The organism is Olsenella porci, assembly GCF_009695875.1.
Taxonomy (GTDB): Bacteria; Actinomycetota; Coriobacteriia; order Coriobacteriales; family Atopobiaceae; genus Olsenella_H; species Olsenella_H porci.
In genome coordinates this window covers 55,074-71,256 of record NZ_VUNC01000002.1, presented here as the reverse complement: position 1 = coordinate 71,256, position 16,183 = coordinate 55,074, and the positions used below count along the sequence as shown (strand labels likewise).

Here is a 16,183-nt window from a genome sequence, read left to right as displayed (position 1 = left end):
CATGCCAAATTGCCTTTACGTCACCCTCGGGTGCGCCAAGAACGAAGTCGACACGGATCGTATGAGGGCGCTCCTCAACGAGGCGGGCTATGGCGAGAGCGAGGACGTTGCGGGTGCCGATGTGGTGCTCGTCAACACGTGCTCGTTCCTCGCCTCCGCCACGTCCGAGTCCATCGACGCCACGCTTGACCTTGCTGACGAGGTCAAGTCGGGGGTCAGGGAGAAGCCCATCGTCATGTGCGGGTGCGTGCCATCCCGCTATGGCGACCAGCTCGTCCATGAGCTTCCCGAGGTCTCCGCCCTGGTGCGGACCGACGAGGAGGACGACATCGTGAGCGTCGTTGACAGGGTGTTGGGGCTCGAGTCCCGGCGCGTCGACGAGGGGGGCGCGCTGCGCACCATCGAGGGCGCAAGCGCATACGTCAAGATCTCTGACGGATGCGACCGGTTCTGCGCCTTCTGCGCGATTCCCTACATTCGGGGGAGGTACTTCTCGCGCCCGGAGGACCAGATTCTCCGGGAGGTTCATGTCCTCATGGAGGGCGGTGTCAAGGAGGTCGTCCTCATTGGCCAGGACACGGGCATCTGGGGTTCCGACTTAGGCGGGGGCAGGACGCTCGCTTGGCTGCTGCGCCGCGTCGCCCAGGAGGTGCGGCCCTATGGCGGATGGGTGCGCGTGCTCTACCTCCAGCCCGAGGGGATGACCGACGAGCTCATCTCGGTGCTGAGAGACGTCCCCGAGGTTCTCCCATACATCGACATCCCCATCCAACATTGTTGTGAGCGCGTGCTTGCGAGCATGGGGCGCAGCGGGTCGGAAGACGAGCTGAGGGAGCTCTTCGCGCGGCTTCGAGAGCAGATCCCCGGCATGGTTCTCAGGACCACGGGGCTGGTCGGCTTTCCGGGCGAGACCGAGGAGGAGTTCCAGCGCCTTCTCGACTTCGTCCAGGAGGAGGAGTTCGACTACACCTCGGTGTTCTCGTACTCCCGCGAAGATGGCACCAAGGCTGCCAAGCTTCCCAACCAGGTGAGCGAGGAGGACAAGCTCGACCGCGCCCAGCGCCTTCTCGACGTTGCCGAGCAACTGGGCTTTGCCGCCACTGCCAAGCACGTGGGCGAGGAGGCCGACGTGATCATCGACGGCGTGGAGGAGTCCGACGACGGCGTGGAGCTGGTGGGGCACACCTGGTTCCAGGCGCCCGACTGCGACGGTGCCGTCCACATCAGGACTGGCGAGGCGGGCGTTGGCGACGTCGTCCGCGTGCGGCTGGTCGACTCGTTCTGCTATGAGCTCGAGGGAGAGCTCGTCTAGGGGCATGTGCCCGAGGGGGTAGAAAAGTGGCAAGGAAGTCAATCTGGACGCCGGCAAACGTGGTCACGTGCATTCGCATCTGCCTCGTTCCCATCTGGCTCGTTGTGGCCGAGGTCTGCGGAGTGGGGGACGGCAGTTCGTTCAGCATGCCCGCCCTCGTCGTTGCACTCTTCTTCATGGCACTCTCCCTTACCGACAAGCTGGACGGATATCTCGCCCGCAGCAGGAACGAGGTGACCACGTTCGGCAAGTTCCTCGATCCCATCGCCGACAAGCTCGTGGTCGTGGTCTCTCTCTGCTACCTCCTGGAGCAGGGTGAGGCGTCCGCCTGGGTGCTCCTTATCGTGGTGGCGCGCGAGTTCCTGGTGAGCGGCCTCAGGATGAACATCGCCACCAAGGGCGTCGTCGTCGCCGCGAGCAACCTGGGCAAGTGGAAGACCGCCACCACCATGGTCTCGATCTCGGGCATCCTCCTTGCGGGGGCGTTCCCAGCAGGTGCGCTCCGCTCCGGCATGTTCACGCTGTTTGATGCCCTCCTCGTCGTTGCGGTCATCCTCACGGCTTGGTCGGGCATCGACTACTTTGCCAAGGGTTGGAAGTACATCGTGGAGGACGAGTAATGCTTGCCTTTGAGGACGCCGGTGATGTGGAAGACCTTGGCCCGGAGGGGCTGGGGGAGCTTGCGGCCCGCGTGGTGCGGGTGCTGGGGGAGAGGAACCTCACCGTCGGGACTGCGGAGTCCTGCACCGGCGGCCTTGTGAGCGCCGCCTTGACCTCTGTCCCGGGGTCTTCCGCCGTTGTCCGCGGGGGTGTGGTGAGCTATGCGATCCCCGTGAAGCACGAGGTACTGGGCGTTAGCTCCAAGGTGCTCGACGAGCCATCCCTTGGGGCGGTGAGTGGGGAGTGCGCGTCGCAGATGGCGACGGGTGCCAGGCGCGTCCTGGGGAGCGACGTTGCGGTTTCCACGACTGGCATTGCCGGTCCCACCGGCGCCGAGCCAGGGAAGCCCGTGGGAACCGTGTGGTTTGGCGCGTGCGCGGGCAATCGGGTCGTCACCGAGTGCCACCTGCTCTCGGGTGACCGTCGCACGGTTCGTGCCAAGGCGGTCCGCATCGCCCTCGGGCTCGTGCTTGAGGTAACGGAGAACTCGTAGGTCTCCCCAGGCTTTTGCACGGCTCGCCCCTCCAGTGGGTTTCTTCGGGGAATGCTGGAGGGGTGGGCTGTTGCCTTTGTCCGTCTCCCCCCCGGGCCAGCCTCCTGCGGGGCTGGCGAGAGTGGACAGCGTGTATGTGCGTGTATCATTTCGTCCTGGTCTTGACCACGAACGCATGTTCGTATAGGATTCGCATGGCATTCGAGGCAAGGAGCGAAGATGGCTAGGAGCAAGGGTCCCGTACGCGAGGTCCACGAGAAGACCTACGGCGAGGAACGAGACAAGATGATCGAGGCCACGACCTCTGAGATCGAGAAGAAGTTTGGCAAGGGCTCGATCATGAGGTTTGGGGACAACGGGCCGGACCTCGAGATCGAGGCTATTCCCACAGGTTCCATCGCACTTGACGCCGCCCTTGGCATCGGGGGCGTCCCGCGTGGCCGCATCATCGAGATCTATGGTCCCGAGTCATCCGGAAAGACGACCCTCTCGCTCGAGATACTTGCGGAGGCCCAAGCAAAGGGCGGCGTCGTCGCGTTCATCGACGCAGAGCACGCGCTCGACCCCGGATATGCGGCGCGGATCGGAGTCGACATCGACGAGGTCCTTATATCACAGCCCGACACCGGAGAGCAGGCGCTCGAGATCTGCGACATGCTCGTGAGGTCCGGTGCAATCGACGTTGTGGTCATCGACTCCGTCGCTGCGCTCGTTCCCCGTGCCGAGATCGAGGGCGAGATTGGGGATACGACCGTCGGCCTTCAGGCAAGGCTCATGAGCCAGGCGCTCCGCAAGCTCGCAGGGTCCCTCTCTAAGTCCAACACCACCTGCATCTTCATCAACCAGCTGCGCGAGAAGATCGGTGTCATGTTCGGCAACCCCGAGACCACGCCCGGTGGCCGTGCGCTCAAGTTCTTCGCATCGGTGAGGATGGACATCCGTCGCATCGATTCCATCAAGCGCAACGGCGAGATCATCGGCAACCGTGTGAGGGTCAAGATCGTCAAGAACAAGGTGGCACCACCGTTCAAGCAGGCTGAGTTCGACATCATGTACGGAACGGGCATCTCCAAGGAGGGCTCCATCCTGGACATGGCTGTGGACTACGGCGTGGTTGACAAGTCAGGATCCTGGTTCACCTATGGCGACGAGCGGCTCGGGCAGGGAAGGGAGGCCGCCAAGGAGTTTCTGGCCTCAAACCCCGACCTTATGGACGAGATCGACCACAAGGTCCGCGTCGCCTGCGGTCTGGAGCTGGGTGACGAGCGCGTTGGCGAGCCCGTTGGCATTGCGGGCGGCGAAGCGCAGGGCGATGCCGCCGACAACGCTTAGGCCCAACGCAGCATGGAATTCGAGAAGGACATGTATGGGTGCCCCTGGGAGGTTAGCTTCTCCGGGGGTACCTCCGGATATGGTCATCGTCGCGCCATCATCTCCATCGAGGACGGGGGGTCGACTGCCACGCGCGAGCTCCCGCTTTCGGTTGGAAAGGCGCTCGAGCGGGATAGGAGGTCTGGCCGCATCCCCGGGGTGGTCGATGACCGCTTTGTGGAGAGAATCGCTTCCCTCCTTTCCGGCTGCTCGCTCGATCGGGTCAGGGGCCTCGTTAACAGGCGCGATTACACCTCGCTTGAGGTAAGGCGCAAGCTCCTGGCGGCCGGATACCCAAAGGACGTCGTGGAGGCAACGATAGGCCGTTCCCAGGAGCTTGGCCTCGTGGACGACGCTAGATACGGTCGCGTGTTCGCACGTTCAAAGGTTCTTTCGGGATGGGGACAGCGCCGCATAGAGATGGAACTCCAGCGTCGCGGCATAGATCCCAAGACCGTGCGCGGGTGGCCCGACGAGTTCGTTGATGAGGCGGGGTCCGAGCTCGAGCGCGCAACCGACGTGGCAGGGAGAAGGTCCTTCCGCGGGAGGGACCCCTATGCCCAGTGTATGAGGTTCCTCCTCGGGAGAGGGTTCTCGTATGGCGTCTCGAGCGCGGCCACGCGCGCCGTCGTCTGCGAGGAACTGGATTGCTGACGTTGTGCAGGGTCGGAAGAATCCTGCCGCCGTTCGTCCCGGCGCAATTGACTCTTCCTTCAATCAATCATACGATTTAAGGGCCGTTTGAGTTGCTTCTCGTCTGCTGGCATGCCAGCCGACGTCTTTTTGTTTTTTGTTCTGCAGACATGCTTCACCATGAGTCGAGACATACCTCGGATGGCGGGTTCCGTCGTGCTTAGCGCGGCGGTCTCCTGAACTTCTATTAAAACGCTCATCTGAGGAGTTGAAATGCAGATCATCATCGGGCTCGTCTGCCTGGTCGTTGGCGCAGCCATCGCCTATGCCTATGCCACCAGCAAGAACAACAGCAGGGTGCGCGAGGCCAACATGGCCGTCGAGGACGCCAAGAGCCAGGCGGACCGTATCACGAGCGACGCCAAGCGAGACGCGGAGACCACCAAGAAGGCCGCCATGGTCGAGGCCAGGGAGCAGATCCTTCAGCTCAAGCAGCACAGCGAGAACGAGGAGAAGAAGCGCAAGGGCGAGCTCCAGCAGATGGAGAACCGCATCATGCAACGCGAGGAGTCGCTCGACCGCAGGAGCGACTCCCTCGACCGCAAGGAGCATCAGCTCTCCAGCCTACAGGGGCAGATCGACAAGAGGAAGGGTGAGGTTGATGAGCTCATGCGCCAGCAGAGTGCCGAGCTCGAACGCATCGCCGACCTCTCTCGCGAGGATGCCCATCAGGAGCTTCTCGACCGCGTCCGCTCGGAGTCGGTGAGGGAGGAGGCACAGATCCTCCGCGAGTCTGAGCAGCGCGTGCGGGCGCAGGCGGACAAGACGGCGCGTGAGATCGTCTCCACCGCAATCCAGCGCTGCGCCGCCGACCAGGCGGGCGAGATTACCGTCACCTCCGTCCACATCCCCTCCGACGACCTCAAGGGCAGGATTATCGGCCGCGAGGGCAGGAACATCAGGACCTTCGAGCAGGTGTCCGGCGTCTCCCTCGTCATCGATGACACGCCCGAGACCGTCGTCCTCTCGAGCTTTGACCCCGTCCGGCGCGAAACGGCACGAGTCGCCCTCGAGAACCTCATCGCGGACGGACGCATCCACCCCGCCCGCATCGAGGAGATGTACAAGAAGGCCGAGACCCTCGTGGGCGAGCGCGTGCGCGAGGCGGGCGAGCAGGCTGCCTTTGATGCCGGAATCCACGACCTCCATCCCGAGCTTGTCAAGACGCTCGGGGCGTTGAGGTACCGCACCTCCTTTGGCCAGAACGTCCTCCAGCACTCCATCCAGGTGTCCGAACTCTGTGGCATCATGGCCTCCGAGCTTGGCCTGGATCCCACGCCCGCAAAGCGCGCTGGTCTCCTTCACGACCTCGGCAAGGCAATCGACCACGAGATCGAGGGTCCGCACGCCGTGATCGGTGCCGACCTCTGCCGCCGTTACGGCGAGCGTCCCGAGATTGTCCATGCAGTCGAGGCGCACCACGCAGACGTCGAGCCCAGCACGGTCCTCGACGTCCTCGTTCAGGCGGCGGACGCTATTAGCGCAGCCCGTCCCGGCGCACGCCGCGAGTCGGCGGAGACCTACATCAAGCGGCTCGAGAAGCTCGAGGAGATCTCCAACGCGCACGAGGGCGTCGAGCGCACCTACGCAATGCAGGCGGGTCGCGAGCTTCACGTGATGGTCGAGCCCGAGAAGGTATCCGACGCCGAGGCCACCGTGCTCGCCCACGACATCGCCAAGCAGATCGAGGACGAGATGGAGTACCCGGGCCAGGTGCGCGTCGTCGTTATCAGGGAGTCCCGCGCCGTCGACATCGCGAAGTAGGGACATGGCCTCCCCGTCGTCAGACCTCACCGACTTCGTCGCCGCCATGGGGGGCGAGCGCTCGCTCAGGGTCGAGGAGAACCTGGGCGAGGGCTTTGTCCGCCTCCGCGTGGCGGAAGCGGAGCGGCGCCAGGCCAAGCACGACATCCAGTGCATCGAGGATGCCGTCGTCGAGATGCTGCGCAACTCCCGCGACGCCGGCGCCCGGCGCATCTTCGTCGCCACGTCGCGGGAGGGCGATCGAAGGATCGTCACCATCCTGGACGATGGCTCTGGGATTCCCGCAGACATGCAGGAGCGCGTCTTCGATGCCCGCGTCACCTCCAAGCTCGAGTCGATGCACATGGATCGCTGGGGCGTCCATGGGCGCGGCATGGCGCTGTATTCGGTGCGCGAGAACTGCGAGTCCGCCCGCGTCGTCGACTCTGCACCCGGCAAGGGGACGGTCATCCAGGTCGTCTCCGACACCACGTCGCTTCCCGAGAAGACCGACCAATCCACCTGGCCTTCACTGGGAAAGGACGACGACGGCGAGCAGGTCGTCTCGCGCGGGCCCCACAACATCGTCAGGGCTTGCTGCGAGTTCGCCCTCGAGGAGCGGGGCGTCTGCGAGGTCTACGTGGGCTCCCCCTCCGAGATGGTCGCGACCATCCGGCGTCGCGTGCGGCCGTCGGTGGACGGGTCCAACCTCCTGTTCGTTGACGACCTCACGGAGCTGCCGGCGCTCGAGCGCTTCTCGGTTGCAGCCGACGCGCGGGAGCTCCTGGGGGTGTGCAGCGGCGTCGGGATCGACCTCTCCGAGCGAACGGCCCACAGGATCCTTTCCGGGCAGATCCGTCCCGTTCGGAGCGCGCTCTCACACCTCACCCACAAAGCCTCCTCCGATTCGCCTCGCGAGGTGGACCTCCAGCGAGACAGGAGGGGGTTGCGCCTCTCCCGGGAGGACGCCGACGAGTTCTCGCGCATCATGGAGAGGGACTTCTCGTTCCTCGCCGACCGGTACTACCTCTCGCTTGCGCAGGATCCAAAGGTTCGGGTCTCCCGTGGGCGCGTCACCGTCACCTTCGAGGTGAGCGAGGGCGACTGAAGGGTGACTCACCCTTCAAAAGGCAAGGTAAACGCAGTAGAATTGCCCAAGGCTAAAAATGGCACCAACACACCACCAAGACAGCAGCTTGCGCTTTGGAGTCACCATGGAGTTTCTTAAGGTCTCGAGCAAATCATCCCCCGCATCCGTTGCGGGGGCAATCGCCGGGATGGTCAAGGACGGGGTACCCGTCAACATGCAGGCGGTCGGCGCCGGGGCCGTGAACCAGGCGATCAAGGCAATCGCCATCGCCCGTGGCTTCCTCATCCCCACGGGGGTCGACATCTCCTGTGCCCCCACGTTCTCTGACATAGAGATCAACGGGGAGAATCGTACCGCCATCCGCATTGCCGTATACGTACACAGGCTCGTCCCGCAGGCGGGGACGAGGCAGACAGACAGTCCGGAGTTGATGTAGGAGTGCCCACACACCCCAAGCTCGTAGGAAGAACCTACTGCGTCCGCACCTTTGGGTGCCAGATGAACCTTCACGACTCGGAGCGAGTGAGCGGTCTCCTCGACAGCATGGGCTGCAACGAGGTCAAGACTGCGGCCGAGGCCGACATCGTCGTGTTCATGACCTGCTGTGTGCGCGAGAAGGCGGACACGCACCTGTACGGGGAGGCCTCCAACCTGGTCAGGCTTCCCCAGGCACCGGGTGGCCGTCGAATTGTCGCCGTGGGCGGCTGCATCGGGCAGCGCGACGGGGCCGCCCTCAAGGAGCGCATTCCCAACGTGGACGTGGTGTTTGGCACCAGTGCCATCGCGTCTCTCCCCGACCTTCTTGAGGAGGCCCTGGACGACGGCGCGGGCAAGGTCGAAGTCGACACCGTGGAGGAGGGACGTGGCTTCTCCACGGAGCTCCCCAGTCACCGTGCACAGCGTTTTCACGCCTGGGTCCCCATCATGACCGGCTGCAACAATTTCTGCACCTACTGCATCGTTCCCTACGTGCGCGGGCGTGAGAAGAGCCGTGTGTTCGAGCGCGTGGTGGAGGAGTGCGAGGGGCTCGTCTCGGATGGCGTGAGAGAAATTACGCTCCTGGGGCAGAATGTCAACTCCTACGGGCGGGACCTCTATGGCAGCCCTCGGTTCCCCGAGCTCCTGCGTTCCGTGGGCGGGACTGGGGTGGAGAGAATCCGCTTCACGTCCTCCAATCCCAAGGACCTTGGGGATGACGTCATCCGTGCCATGGCAGAGACCCCCAACGTAATGCCCCAGCTGCACCTGGCGGTCCAGAGCGGTTCCAATCGTGTGCTCAGGGCAATGAATCGCAGCTACACGCGAGAGCGCTACCTGCAGGTGGTCGATCACCTTCGCGCCGCCATGCCCGACATCGCACTGTCCACGGACATCATCGTGGGCTTTCCGGGCGAGACGGAGCAGGACTTTGAGCAGACGCTGTCCCTCGTTCGGGAGGTGGGCTTCTCGTCCGCATACACGTTCATCTACTCGCGCCGTCCCGGGACTCCCGCCGCAAAGATCGAGGACGACACGCCCAGGGAGGTCATACAGGAGCGCTTCGATCGCCTTGCCAAGCTCGTTGAGGACTGTGCCCACCAGGCAAACCAGGCCGAGCTTCACACGGTCGTCACCTCCCTTGTGGAGGGTACGTCCAAGAAGGACGCAAACGTGATGGTCGGGCACTCCGAGAAGGGCCAGACCGTCCTCTTCGAACTTCCCGAGGGCCTGACTCCCGATGAGCTGGTTGGAAAGATGTGCGATGTCAGGGTCGACGAGGCCAGGACCTGGTACCTGAGGGGTCCCCTCGTGGGGCAGGCGCATTGAGCGTGCGGCCGCTCGTGCTGGCCATCGTCGGCCCCACCGCCTCGGGGAAGAGCTCGCTCGCCGAGGAGGTGGCCACAAGGCTCTCGACGAGCGTCGTTTCGACGGACGCCATGCAGGTCTATCGCGGCATGGACATAGGGACCGCAAAGACCCCGGTGGGGGAGAGGCGCTGCCCTCTGCTCATGGTGGACGTTTGCCCGGTGGGGGAGGACTACTCCGTTCGACTGTTCCAGCGTGACGCGAGGGCAGCGATCGACTCCCTGCTTGCGAAGGGCGAGATGCCCGTGCTGTGCGGGGGGACGGGACTGTACCTCGACGCCGTGATCGACCAGATGGACTTCCCCTCGGGCGAGCGTGGCAGCGAGGCGAGGGAGAGGTACGAGAGGCTTGCCGAAAGTGAGGGCGGCGACCCCGTGTGGCGCGAGCTCGAGCGTCGCGACCCCGAGTCTGCAAACCTCATACACCCGCATAACGTGCGTCGGGTGATCCGCGCCCTCGAGCTTCTCGACCAGGGCGACTCGTATGCAAAGACGCACGAGGGGCTCCACAGCAGGGCGAGCCACTACGACGCCCTGATATTCGGGCTCCAGATGAAACGTCAGCGGCTCTACCGTCGCATCGACGAGCGCGTCGACGGCATGTTCGACGCAGGTCTGGTGGACGAGGTCATGACGCTTCGCGGAGAGGGACTGGAGCGCTCGACCACCGCATCGCAGGCGATTGGATACAAGGAGGTCTTGGAGCTCCTCGACGAAAGGACCACCGAAGCAGAGGCCCGCGACCTGGTCAAGATGCGCACGCGCCGATATGCCAAACGGCAGATCTCGTGGTTCAGGAGGGACGGTCGCGTTCGCTGGCTCGACATGGACGCCCTTGACACCAAGGGGGCGGCCGACGTCGTGCTCAAGGGGCTTTCGGATGCCTTGCTGGAGAGGGGCGGTTGCGATGAGTAGATTTGAGCCCATCTCGACGAAGCCCGTTCCCGAGCGCGCGATTCTCGTTGGCATCGACCTCGGCCGCGAGGACTGGCCGCTCGAGGAGTCCATGGCAGAGCTAGGGCGTCTTGCCGAGACCGATGGAGCTGTAGTGATCGGCGAGCTCACCCAGCGGCTCGACAAGCCCACGCCTCGCACGTTCATGGGAAGCGGCAAGGTGCAGGAGCTCGTACGTCTCGTCCATGCGCTCGAAGCCGACGTCGTGATCTTCGACGACGAGCTGAGCCCGTCCCAGCAGTCCAACCTCGAGAAGGCCGTAGGCGAGCCCGTGAAGGTCATCGACCGAACCGCCCTCATCCTCGACATCTTTGGCACTCATGCCAAGACGCACGAGGGGCGCCTCCAGGTACAGCTCGCACAGCTGCAGTACGTCCTTCCCAGGCTCCGCGGCATGTGGAGCCACCTGGTGGGCGAGCAGACCAGGGGTGGCATTGGCAGCAGGTTTGGGCAGGGCGAGAGCCAGCTCGAGGTCGACCGACGCCTGGTGCGCAAGCGCATCTCCTGGCTTCGCAAGGAGCTCGACCAGGTTGAGACGAGGCGGGAGGTCAGGAGCAAGGCCCGCTGGGAGTCCGGGGTGTTCCGGGTCTCGCTCGTAGGCTACACCAACGCGGGGAAGTCGACCCTTCTCAACCGGCTCACCGGCGCAGGCGTCTACGTTCGAGACGAGCTGTTTGCCACCCTCGACCCGACCACTCGCGTCGTTGACCTCGAGGAGGGGCGTCGCATCACGCTCACCGACACGGTCGGGTTCATTCAGAAGCTTCCCACGACGCTCGTGGAGTCATTCAAGTCGACCCTCGCAGAGGTTCGTGCGGCAGACCTCATCCTGAACGTCGTTGACGCGTCAGACCCAAACTCCGAGCGTGAGGTTGCAGCTGTCAGGGATGTCCTCACTCAGATTCACGCCGACCAAATACCCTCCATTGTCGTTTACAACAAGTGCGACCTGGTTTCTCCCGAGGAGAGGTCGCGATTGCAGGAACTCCGGCCTGACTCGGTGATGATCAGCGCGCTCGACGGCACCGGCGTCCGAGGTCTCCTTCTCAAGGTCTCCCAGGAGGCGGCGTCTGGCGACCAGACATTAACGGTGTGCGTGCCCTACGAAAAGGGTCTCCTCCTCAAGATGGTCCATGAGCGCTGCCAGGTCGTGAGGGAGCAGTACACGCAGGACGGTCTGCAAGCTACCGTGAAGGCATCCAAGAGAATGGCGCAGACGCTAGCCCCGTACATCTGCGAGGAGCAGGCAGAATAGGGCCATAACACGCCCCGCACAACAGACGAGGCCCGTGCAGCCCGCGTCTGTTGCACGAGACAGAAGCCCCTACAGCAGGTCCCCCAAGGCCAGGAGGATGATTGGCTGGTGGAGCAGGTACACCGCGATCGTGTGCCTGCCGAGAAACTCGAGCCATCGTGGCCCCTGCGCGTATGCCCACGCCGGATAGCCTCCTTTCTCCCTCAGGTGCCTTCCGAGCGTCGCCCCGGAGAGGTACATGAGAAGGTAGGGGAGGAGTGGGTAATAGTCGCCAGACTCAAAGGTTGGGGAGGGAAACCCGAGCCAGGCGAGGCCACCCCAGGAGTACAGCTCGCCGGGGAGTCTGACAACCCAATTGTCGATGCCCACATAACCCGAGTTGACTCCGAGGACGAGGAGGAAGGCTCCAGCCAAGGCGAGACAAGCGGGGACCGAGCGGGGGAGTAGCCGGCACCGGTCGAGCAGAAGACAGGCGAGGGTGCATGCCCCCATGCAGAAGAAGATGCCAAACCTTACGGGTACATCCACATTCGCAACCGTGGTGGCAATGCGGACCGCCAGGCCGACGAGCAGGTACTTGGCGCCCCTTCGGGCGTTGTCGTGCGACTGCGCGTACATGAGTCCTGCCACAAAGAGGAAGGTCCAGCTTATCGAATCCCTCCACACGTCCATGAACGACGGTCGGAAGAAGGACAGCTGGACGCCGTTGATAAACCTCAGGTCGTAGCAGAGGTGGAACAGCACCATAGAGATGATGGTGAACCCGCGTATTGAATCAATGAGGTGGATGCGACCCGTCCTTACCTTTTGGGCCGCAGCGTCAGTGCCGCTCACGCCTGCTACGAGATGGAGCGGATGAGCGCGGTGACCCTGCCGAGAATCTTGGGGTTCTTGACGTAGATGGGCTCCATCGTGTCGTTCTCTGGCTGAAGACGCACCCGGCCCTCCTCGCGGTAGAAGGTCTTGACGGTGGCGGAGTCGTCAATGAGGGCAACAACGATCTCGCCATCATGCGCGTCGCTCTGCTCCTTCACGACGATCAGGTCTCCATCGAGGATGCCCGCGTTGATCATGGAGCACCCCCTCACCCTCAGGATGAAGGAGCTGGAGTCCCCCACGATGCTCGTGGGCAGGGAGAGGCTCTCCTCCACGTTCTGCTCCGCAAGGATGGGCTGGCCGGCAGCGACCCTCCCAACTAGTGGCAGTGTGATCACATTGTGGTCGAGGTCCTGCGAGACCTTTGCGAGTGGCTGGGACGGTGCGTCTCCCTCGGCAACCACCTCGATGGTGCGAGGCTTCTTGGAATCCCTCTTGATGAGGCCATGCTCCTGGAGGACCTTCAGATGCATATGAACGGTTGAGGGAGAGGCGAGACCCACTGCGGACCCGATCTCCCTCACCGAGGGCGGATAGCCGTGCTCGGTAGTGTAAGCGCAGATGAAGTCATAAATCTGCTGCTGGCGCTTGCTCAGATGGTCCCTTGCCATGGTTCTCCCTTCTTCGGTTCTAAGTGTACCTCACGAGCAGACTAAGCACAAACAAATGTTCGGTTTTGCATTGACGCACATATGTTCGATACCTATCATAGTACACGTGTTCCAAACACGAACCCATCGTTCGAATTTGTGTCCGGGGTGATTGGTATACCTACGGCAACACATTCGAAGGAGACATTAGATATGAACAACTCATATGCAAGCGCATCGCAGAATCAGGGCTACCAGTGCTACGGATCCCTTGCCCTTCAACCAAGCGAGGAGCAGCCCCGACTTCGCGTGTTCCAGGGGGGATGCACGGGGGATGATGCATCCCCCGTGCAGGAGCGTGAACTCCGCTCACGCGTAAGGGGACTCATCATTGTCGCTGCGATGGTGTGTGCCGTCTCGCTCGCCGGCGTTGGGATCTCTGGGGCAGCTCAGTCCTCGCAGCGTGACGAAGTTTTGGGGCAGGCTCAAGTTGCCACCGTCAGCGTAGCAAGTGGCGACACCGTTTGGTCCATCGCGGAGAGCCATCCTGTACAGGGTGTCTCGACCTCCGACCTCGTGCAGTGGATCTCTGAGCGCAACGGACTCGGAAGCAGCCCCCTCAGCGTGGGACAACAGCTTCAGATTCCTGTCTCTCACAACTAGGAGAGGGCCGCAAGGCCCATTTTGGGAAAGGCCTGGAATAGGGGGCCAGCGTTTAAACGCTTGGTTTCCTTTCTAGGTCTTTTGTCTTTTGGTGCTGCTTCTGTGATACCTTTATGCGCGTCGTCTACCGATGGAGGAAGATGCGCTGTCCAAAGTGTGGTTGTGAGGAATCAAAGGTTGTAGATTCTCGTCCGTCCGAGAGCCACGACGCCATCAGGAGAAGGCGTGAGTGCGTTCGATGCGGCACTCGCTTCACCACCTACGAGCGCAGGGAGGATATGCCCCTGCTGGTTGTGAAGAAGGATGGGCGCAAGGAGACCTTCAACAGGCAGAAGGTGATGCGTGGCCTCGTTGCAGCCACCGTCAAGCGAGACATCCCCATCGAGAGCCTCGACGCCCTCATCGATAGCATCGAGAACGAGCTGAGGGACAAGGGGCAGACCGAGGTCTCCTCGCAGGAGATTGGCAAGATGGTCCTCCAGAGGCTCGTGGACATTGACAAGGTCGCCTATGTACGATTCGCCTCGGTTTATCGCGACTTCAAGGACATCGACGAGTTCAGCGAGGAGCTCAAGAGCATCATGGAAGAGCAGTCCTAGCAGGTTGGAGGTCAGATGAGCAGGGACGAGCAGGCTCATATCCAGGTAGCGGTCAAGCGTATCGACGGGGGGGTCGAGCTCCCGTCGTATGCATACGCCGGCGATGCCGGGCTTGACCTCAGGTCGAGCGAGGACGTGGTCCTTAAGCCATTTGAGCGCAGGCTCGTCTCCACCGGGTTGGCGGTTGCCATTCCCGAGGGCTATGCGGGATACGTTCAGCCGCGTAGCGGCCTCGCTCTACGCGAGGGCCTGTCAATGGCAAACACCCCCGGTCTCATAGACTCTCACTATCGCGGCGAGCTCAAAGTCTGCGCCATCAATCTCGACCCCGTCAAAGACATTCACATTGAGCGCGGTGAGCGCATCGCCCAACTCGTCATCCTTCAGGTTCCCTTCGTCAAGCTGGTTGAGAAGGGTGAGCTCGACGATACCGATCGTGGGGCCGGCGGGTTCGGCTCCTCTGGGGTCTAGTTTCTTCCTTCTGGGTTTCCCGGCCGTGTGAGCGGCCGTGAGATTGGCTGGTGGGGGCATGCTGCCAGGTGTCCGCCGGTTTCTGTTGTTCTCTGGTGGCATGGGAGAGAGGTCTCAACATGGACAAGTTCTTCAAGACGGGCGAGAGGGGCTCGTCGGTCGGCCAGGAGGTGCGAGCGGGACTCACCACGTTCCTGGCCATGGCGTACATCATCGCCGTCAACCCCGCCCTTCTCCAGGAGGCGGGCGTTCCCGCGATGGCAGCCGTCACCGCTACCTGCCTTGGCGCCGGCATCATGACGATTTGCATGGGCCTGTTCGCCAACCGCCCTCTTGCCTGCGCCTCGGGCATGGGCATCAACGCCGTCGTCGCCTACACCCTCACTGGCATGACCAACGGTGACTGGCACGCCGCCATGGCCGTCGTCTTCATCGAGGGCGTCGCGATCACAGTCCTGGTTCTCTGCGGGCTGCGCGAGGCCGTCATGGACGCCATCCCCGTTTCGCTTCGCCATGCGATCTCGGTTGGACTTGGACTCTTCATCGCGATGATCGGCCTCAAGGACGGTGGCGTCATCGTCGCCAACGAGAGCACGATGGTGGCGCTTGGCAACGTCACGGACCCCGGGTTCATCGTTGGCATGATCTCCATCATCGCCTCGGTCATCCTCTTCGTCATGAACGTCAAGGGTGCCCTGCTCTGGGGCATCATCATCGCCATGGTCGCAGGCATCCCTCTGGGCGTCACCCAGGCCCCCAGCGGCATCGTCTCCGGCCTTGACTTCTCGACCTTCGCGGCGCCGTTCCAGACCGACGCCAACGGCGTCATGGGCATCGCCAAGGTGTTCGCCACTCCCGCGCTCCTCGTGTTCGCCTTCTCGCTCATGATGTCCGACTTCTTCGACACCATGGGCACCGCCATGGCGGTCGCCAAGCAGGGCGACTTCCTCACCGAGGACGGCAACGTGGAGGACATCCGCCAGATCCTGACCGTCGACTCCATCGCCGCCGCGGTCGGTGGCTTCGTCGGCGCCTCCTCCATCACCACGTTCGTCGAGTCGTCCTCTGGCGCCGCAGACGGCGGCCGTACCGGCCTGACCTCGGTGACCACCGGCGTCCTCTTCATCCTCGCTGCGTTCTTCGCCCCCGTCATCACCATCGTTAACTCCGCCGCCACCTGCGGTGCCCTCGTTATCGTCGGCTTCCTCATGATGGGCGACGTCGTTGACATCGACTGGTCCGACGTGCTCCAGGGCTTCCCCGCGTTCATGGTCATCGCGGGCATCCCCTTCACCTATTCCATCTCCGACGGCATCGGCCTCGGCTTCATCGCCTACGTGATCGTTGCCGCCGTCACCGGCAAGATCAAGGAGATCAAGCCGCTCATGTGGGTGGCCACCATCGCCTTCATCGTCTACTTCCTGCTCGTCTAGGCTTCCAAACAGATCTGGTCAAGGGACCCGCCCACAGGGGCGGGTCCCTTTTTCATGTCTACGCCCCATGAAAGATATGTGAGTCTCTGCCTAACATAACTGTCGTTGCCCCATATGGGGTATACGTGCAACAGTC

At 63.0% G+C, this 16,183-nt stretch carries 16 protein-coding genes; 14 read left to right on the top strand and 2 right to left on the bottom strand.

The window, feature by feature from the left end:
• The first annotated feature begins 1 nt into the window (after position 1).
• From rimO to hflX, 11 genes are all read left to right on the top strand, one after another.
• Positions 2-1,312 carry a 30S ribosomal protein S12 methylthiotransferase RimO gene (gene rimO / locus FYJ68_RS03065; RefSeq protein ID WP_154433879.1) on the top strand — a complete coding sequence of 437 codons (1,311 nt, stop codon included), beginning with the start codon at positions 2-4 and terminating at the stop codon, positions 1,310-1,312.
• A 26-nt stretch (positions 1,313-1,338) separates the two neighbouring features.
• Complete coding sequence (gene pgsA, locus FYJ68_RS03060; protein ID WP_326832186.1) at positions 1,339-1,932, top strand: CDP-diacylglycerol--glycerol-3-phosphate 3-phosphatidyltransferase; 594 nt, start codon at positions 1,339-1,341, stop codon at positions 1,930-1,932.
• A complete protein-coding gene (locus FYJ68_RS03055) occupies positions 1,932-2,465 on the top strand; it encodes a CinA family protein (protein ID WP_154433877.1) in 534 nt (177 codons plus the stop codon). The genes pgsA and FYJ68_RS03055 overlap by 1 nt, the downstream gene beginning before the upstream one ends.
• A 219-nt stretch (positions 2,466-2,684) precedes the next feature.
• A complete protein-coding gene (gene recA / locus FYJ68_RS03050; protein WP_154433875.1) occupies positions 2,685-3,797 on the top strand; it encodes a recombinase RecA in 1,113 nt (370 codons plus the stop codon).
• 12 nt (positions 3,798-3,809) lie between these two features.
• A complete protein-coding gene (locus tag FYJ68_RS03045; RefSeq protein WP_154433873.1) occupies positions 3,810-4,490 on the top strand; it encodes a regulatory protein RecX in 681 nt (226 codons plus the stop codon).
• Positions 4,491-4,742: 252 nt separating this feature from the next.
• Positions 4,743-6,293 carry a ribonuclease Y gene (gene rny, locus FYJ68_RS03040; RefSeq protein ID WP_154433871.1) on the top strand — a complete coding sequence of 517 codons (1,551 nt, stop codon included), beginning with the start codon at positions 4,743-4,745 and terminating at the stop codon, positions 6,291-6,293.
• A 4-nt stretch (positions 6,294-6,297) separates the two neighbouring features.
• Entirely contained in the window at positions 6,298-7,380 is a 1,083-nt protein-coding gene (locus FYJ68_RS03035) for an ATP-binding protein (protein WP_154433869.1), read from the top strand.
• Positions 7,381-7,486: 106 nt separating this feature from the next.
• Positions 7,487-7,798 carry a stage V sporulation protein S gene (locus FYJ68_RS03030; protein ID WP_154433867.1) on the top strand — a complete coding sequence of 104 codons (312 nt, stop codon included), beginning with the start codon at positions 7,487-7,489 and terminating at the stop codon, positions 7,796-7,798.
• Positions 7,799-7,800: 2 nt separating this feature from the next.
• Positions 7,801-9,168: a tRNA (N6-isopentenyl adenosine(37)-C2)-methylthiotransferase MiaB gene (gene miaB, locus FYJ68_RS03025; protein WP_407670313.1), complete on the top strand. Its 1,368-nt coding sequence runs from the start codon at positions 7,801-7,803 to the stop codon at positions 9,166-9,168.
• Between the two features lie 2 nt (positions 9,169-9,170).
• The gene (gene miaA, locus FYJ68_RS03020; protein ID WP_326832224.1) at positions 9,171-10,121 is read left to right on the top strand and encodes a tRNA (adenosine(37)-N6)-dimethylallyltransferase MiaA; all 951 of its coding nucleotides are present in this window, start codon (positions 9,171-9,173) and stop codon (positions 10,119-10,121) included.
• Entirely contained in the window at positions 10,114-11,415 is a 1,302-nt protein-coding gene (gene hflX, locus FYJ68_RS03015; protein ID WP_154433861.1) for a GTPase HflX, read from the top strand. The genes miaA and hflX overlap by 8 nt, the downstream gene beginning before the upstream one ends.
• Before the next feature lie 69 nt (positions 11,416-11,484).
• On the opposite strand, the gene FYJ68_RS03010 is transcribed toward hflX, so the two are convergent.
• Together FYJ68_RS03010 and lexA are read right to left on the bottom strand one after the other, a co-directional pair.
• A complete protein-coding gene (locus tag FYJ68_RS03010) occupies positions 11,485-12,249 on the bottom strand; it encodes a heparan-alpha-glucosaminide N-acetyltransferase domain-containing protein (RefSeq protein WP_154433859.1) in 765 nt (254 codons plus the stop codon).
• Positions 12,250-12,254: 5 nt separating this feature from the next.
• On the bottom strand, positions 12,255-12,902 hold the full coding sequence (gene lexA, locus FYJ68_RS03005; protein WP_154433857.1) for a transcriptional repressor LexA: 648 nt from the start codon (positions 12,900-12,902) through the stop codon (positions 12,255-12,257).
• A 782-nt stretch (positions 12,903-13,684) separates the two neighbouring features.
• Between lexA and nrdR the strand changes: the two genes are divergently transcribed.
• The 3 genes from nrdR (at position 13,685) to FYJ68_RS02985 (ending at position 16,047) form a co-directional block, all read left to right on the top strand.
• On the top strand, positions 13,685-14,143 hold the full coding sequence (nrdR, locus tag FYJ68_RS02995) for a transcriptional regulator NrdR (protein WP_154433853.1): 459 nt from the start codon (positions 13,685-13,687) through the stop codon (positions 14,141-14,143).
• Between the two features lie 15 nt (positions 14,144-14,158).
• On the top strand, positions 14,159-14,614 hold the full coding sequence (gene dut, locus FYJ68_RS02990; protein WP_154433851.1) for a dUTP diphosphatase: 456 nt from the start codon (positions 14,159-14,161) through the stop codon (positions 14,612-14,614).
• A 119-nt stretch (positions 14,615-14,733) separates the two neighbouring features.
• The gene (locus tag FYJ68_RS02985) at positions 14,734-16,047 is read left to right on the top strand and encodes an NCS2 family permease (RefSeq protein ID WP_154433849.1); all 1,314 of its coding nucleotides are present in this window, start codon (positions 14,734-14,736) and stop codon (positions 16,045-16,047) included.
• Positions 16,048-16,183: the final 136 nt, after the last annotated feature.

What these genes read in the sequence shown, in the direction of transcription:
- dut (WP_154433851.1), top strand. Translation starts at nt 14,159, where the DNA reads ATGAGCAGGGACGAGCAGGCTCATATCCAGGTAGCGGTCAAGCGTATC.
- FYJ68_RS02985 (WP_154433849.1), top strand. Translation starts at nt 14,734, where the DNA reads ATGGACAAGTTCTTCAAGACGGGCGAGAGGGGCTCGTCGGTCGGCCAG.
- hflX (WP_154433861.1), top strand. Translation starts at nt 10,114, where the DNA reads ATGAGTAGATTTGAGCCCATCTCGACGAAGCCCGTTCCCGAGCGCGCG.
- FYJ68_RS03030 (WP_154433867.1), top strand. Translation starts at nt 7,487, where the DNA reads ATGGAGTTTCTTAAGGTCTCGAGCAAATCATCCCCCGCATCCGTTGCG.
- recA (WP_154433875.1), top strand. Translation starts at nt 2,685, where the DNA reads ATGGCTAGGAGCAAGGGTCCCGTACGCGAGGTCCACGAGAAGACCTAC.
- rny (WP_154433871.1), top strand. Translation starts at nt 4,743, where the DNA reads ATGCAGATCATCATCGGGCTCGTCTGCCTGGTCGTTGGCGCAGCCATC.
- lexA (WP_154433857.1), bottom strand. Translation starts at nt 12,902, where the DNA reads ATGGCAAGGGACCATCTGAGCAAGCGCCAGCAGCAGATTTATGACTTC.
- FYJ68_RS03055 (WP_154433877.1), top strand. Translation starts at nt 1,932, where the DNA reads ATGCTTGCCTTTGAGGACGCCGGTGATGTGGAAGACCTTGGCCCGGAG.
- FYJ68_RS03045 (WP_154433873.1), top strand. Translation starts at nt 3,810, where the DNA reads ATGGAATTCGAGAAGGACATGTATGGGTGCCCCTGGGAGGTTAGCTTC.
- rimO (WP_154433879.1), top strand. Translation starts at nt 2, where the DNA reads ATGCCAAATTGCCTTTACGTCACCCTCGGGTGCGCCAAGAACGAAGTC.
- nrdR (WP_154433853.1), top strand. Translation starts at nt 13,685, where the DNA reads ATGCGCTGTCCAAAGTGTGGTTGTGAGGAATCAAAGGTTGTAGATTCT.
- FYJ68_RS03035 (WP_154433869.1), top strand. Translation starts at nt 6,298, where the DNA reads ATGGCCTCCCCGTCGTCAGACCTCACCGACTTCGTCGCCGCCATGGGG.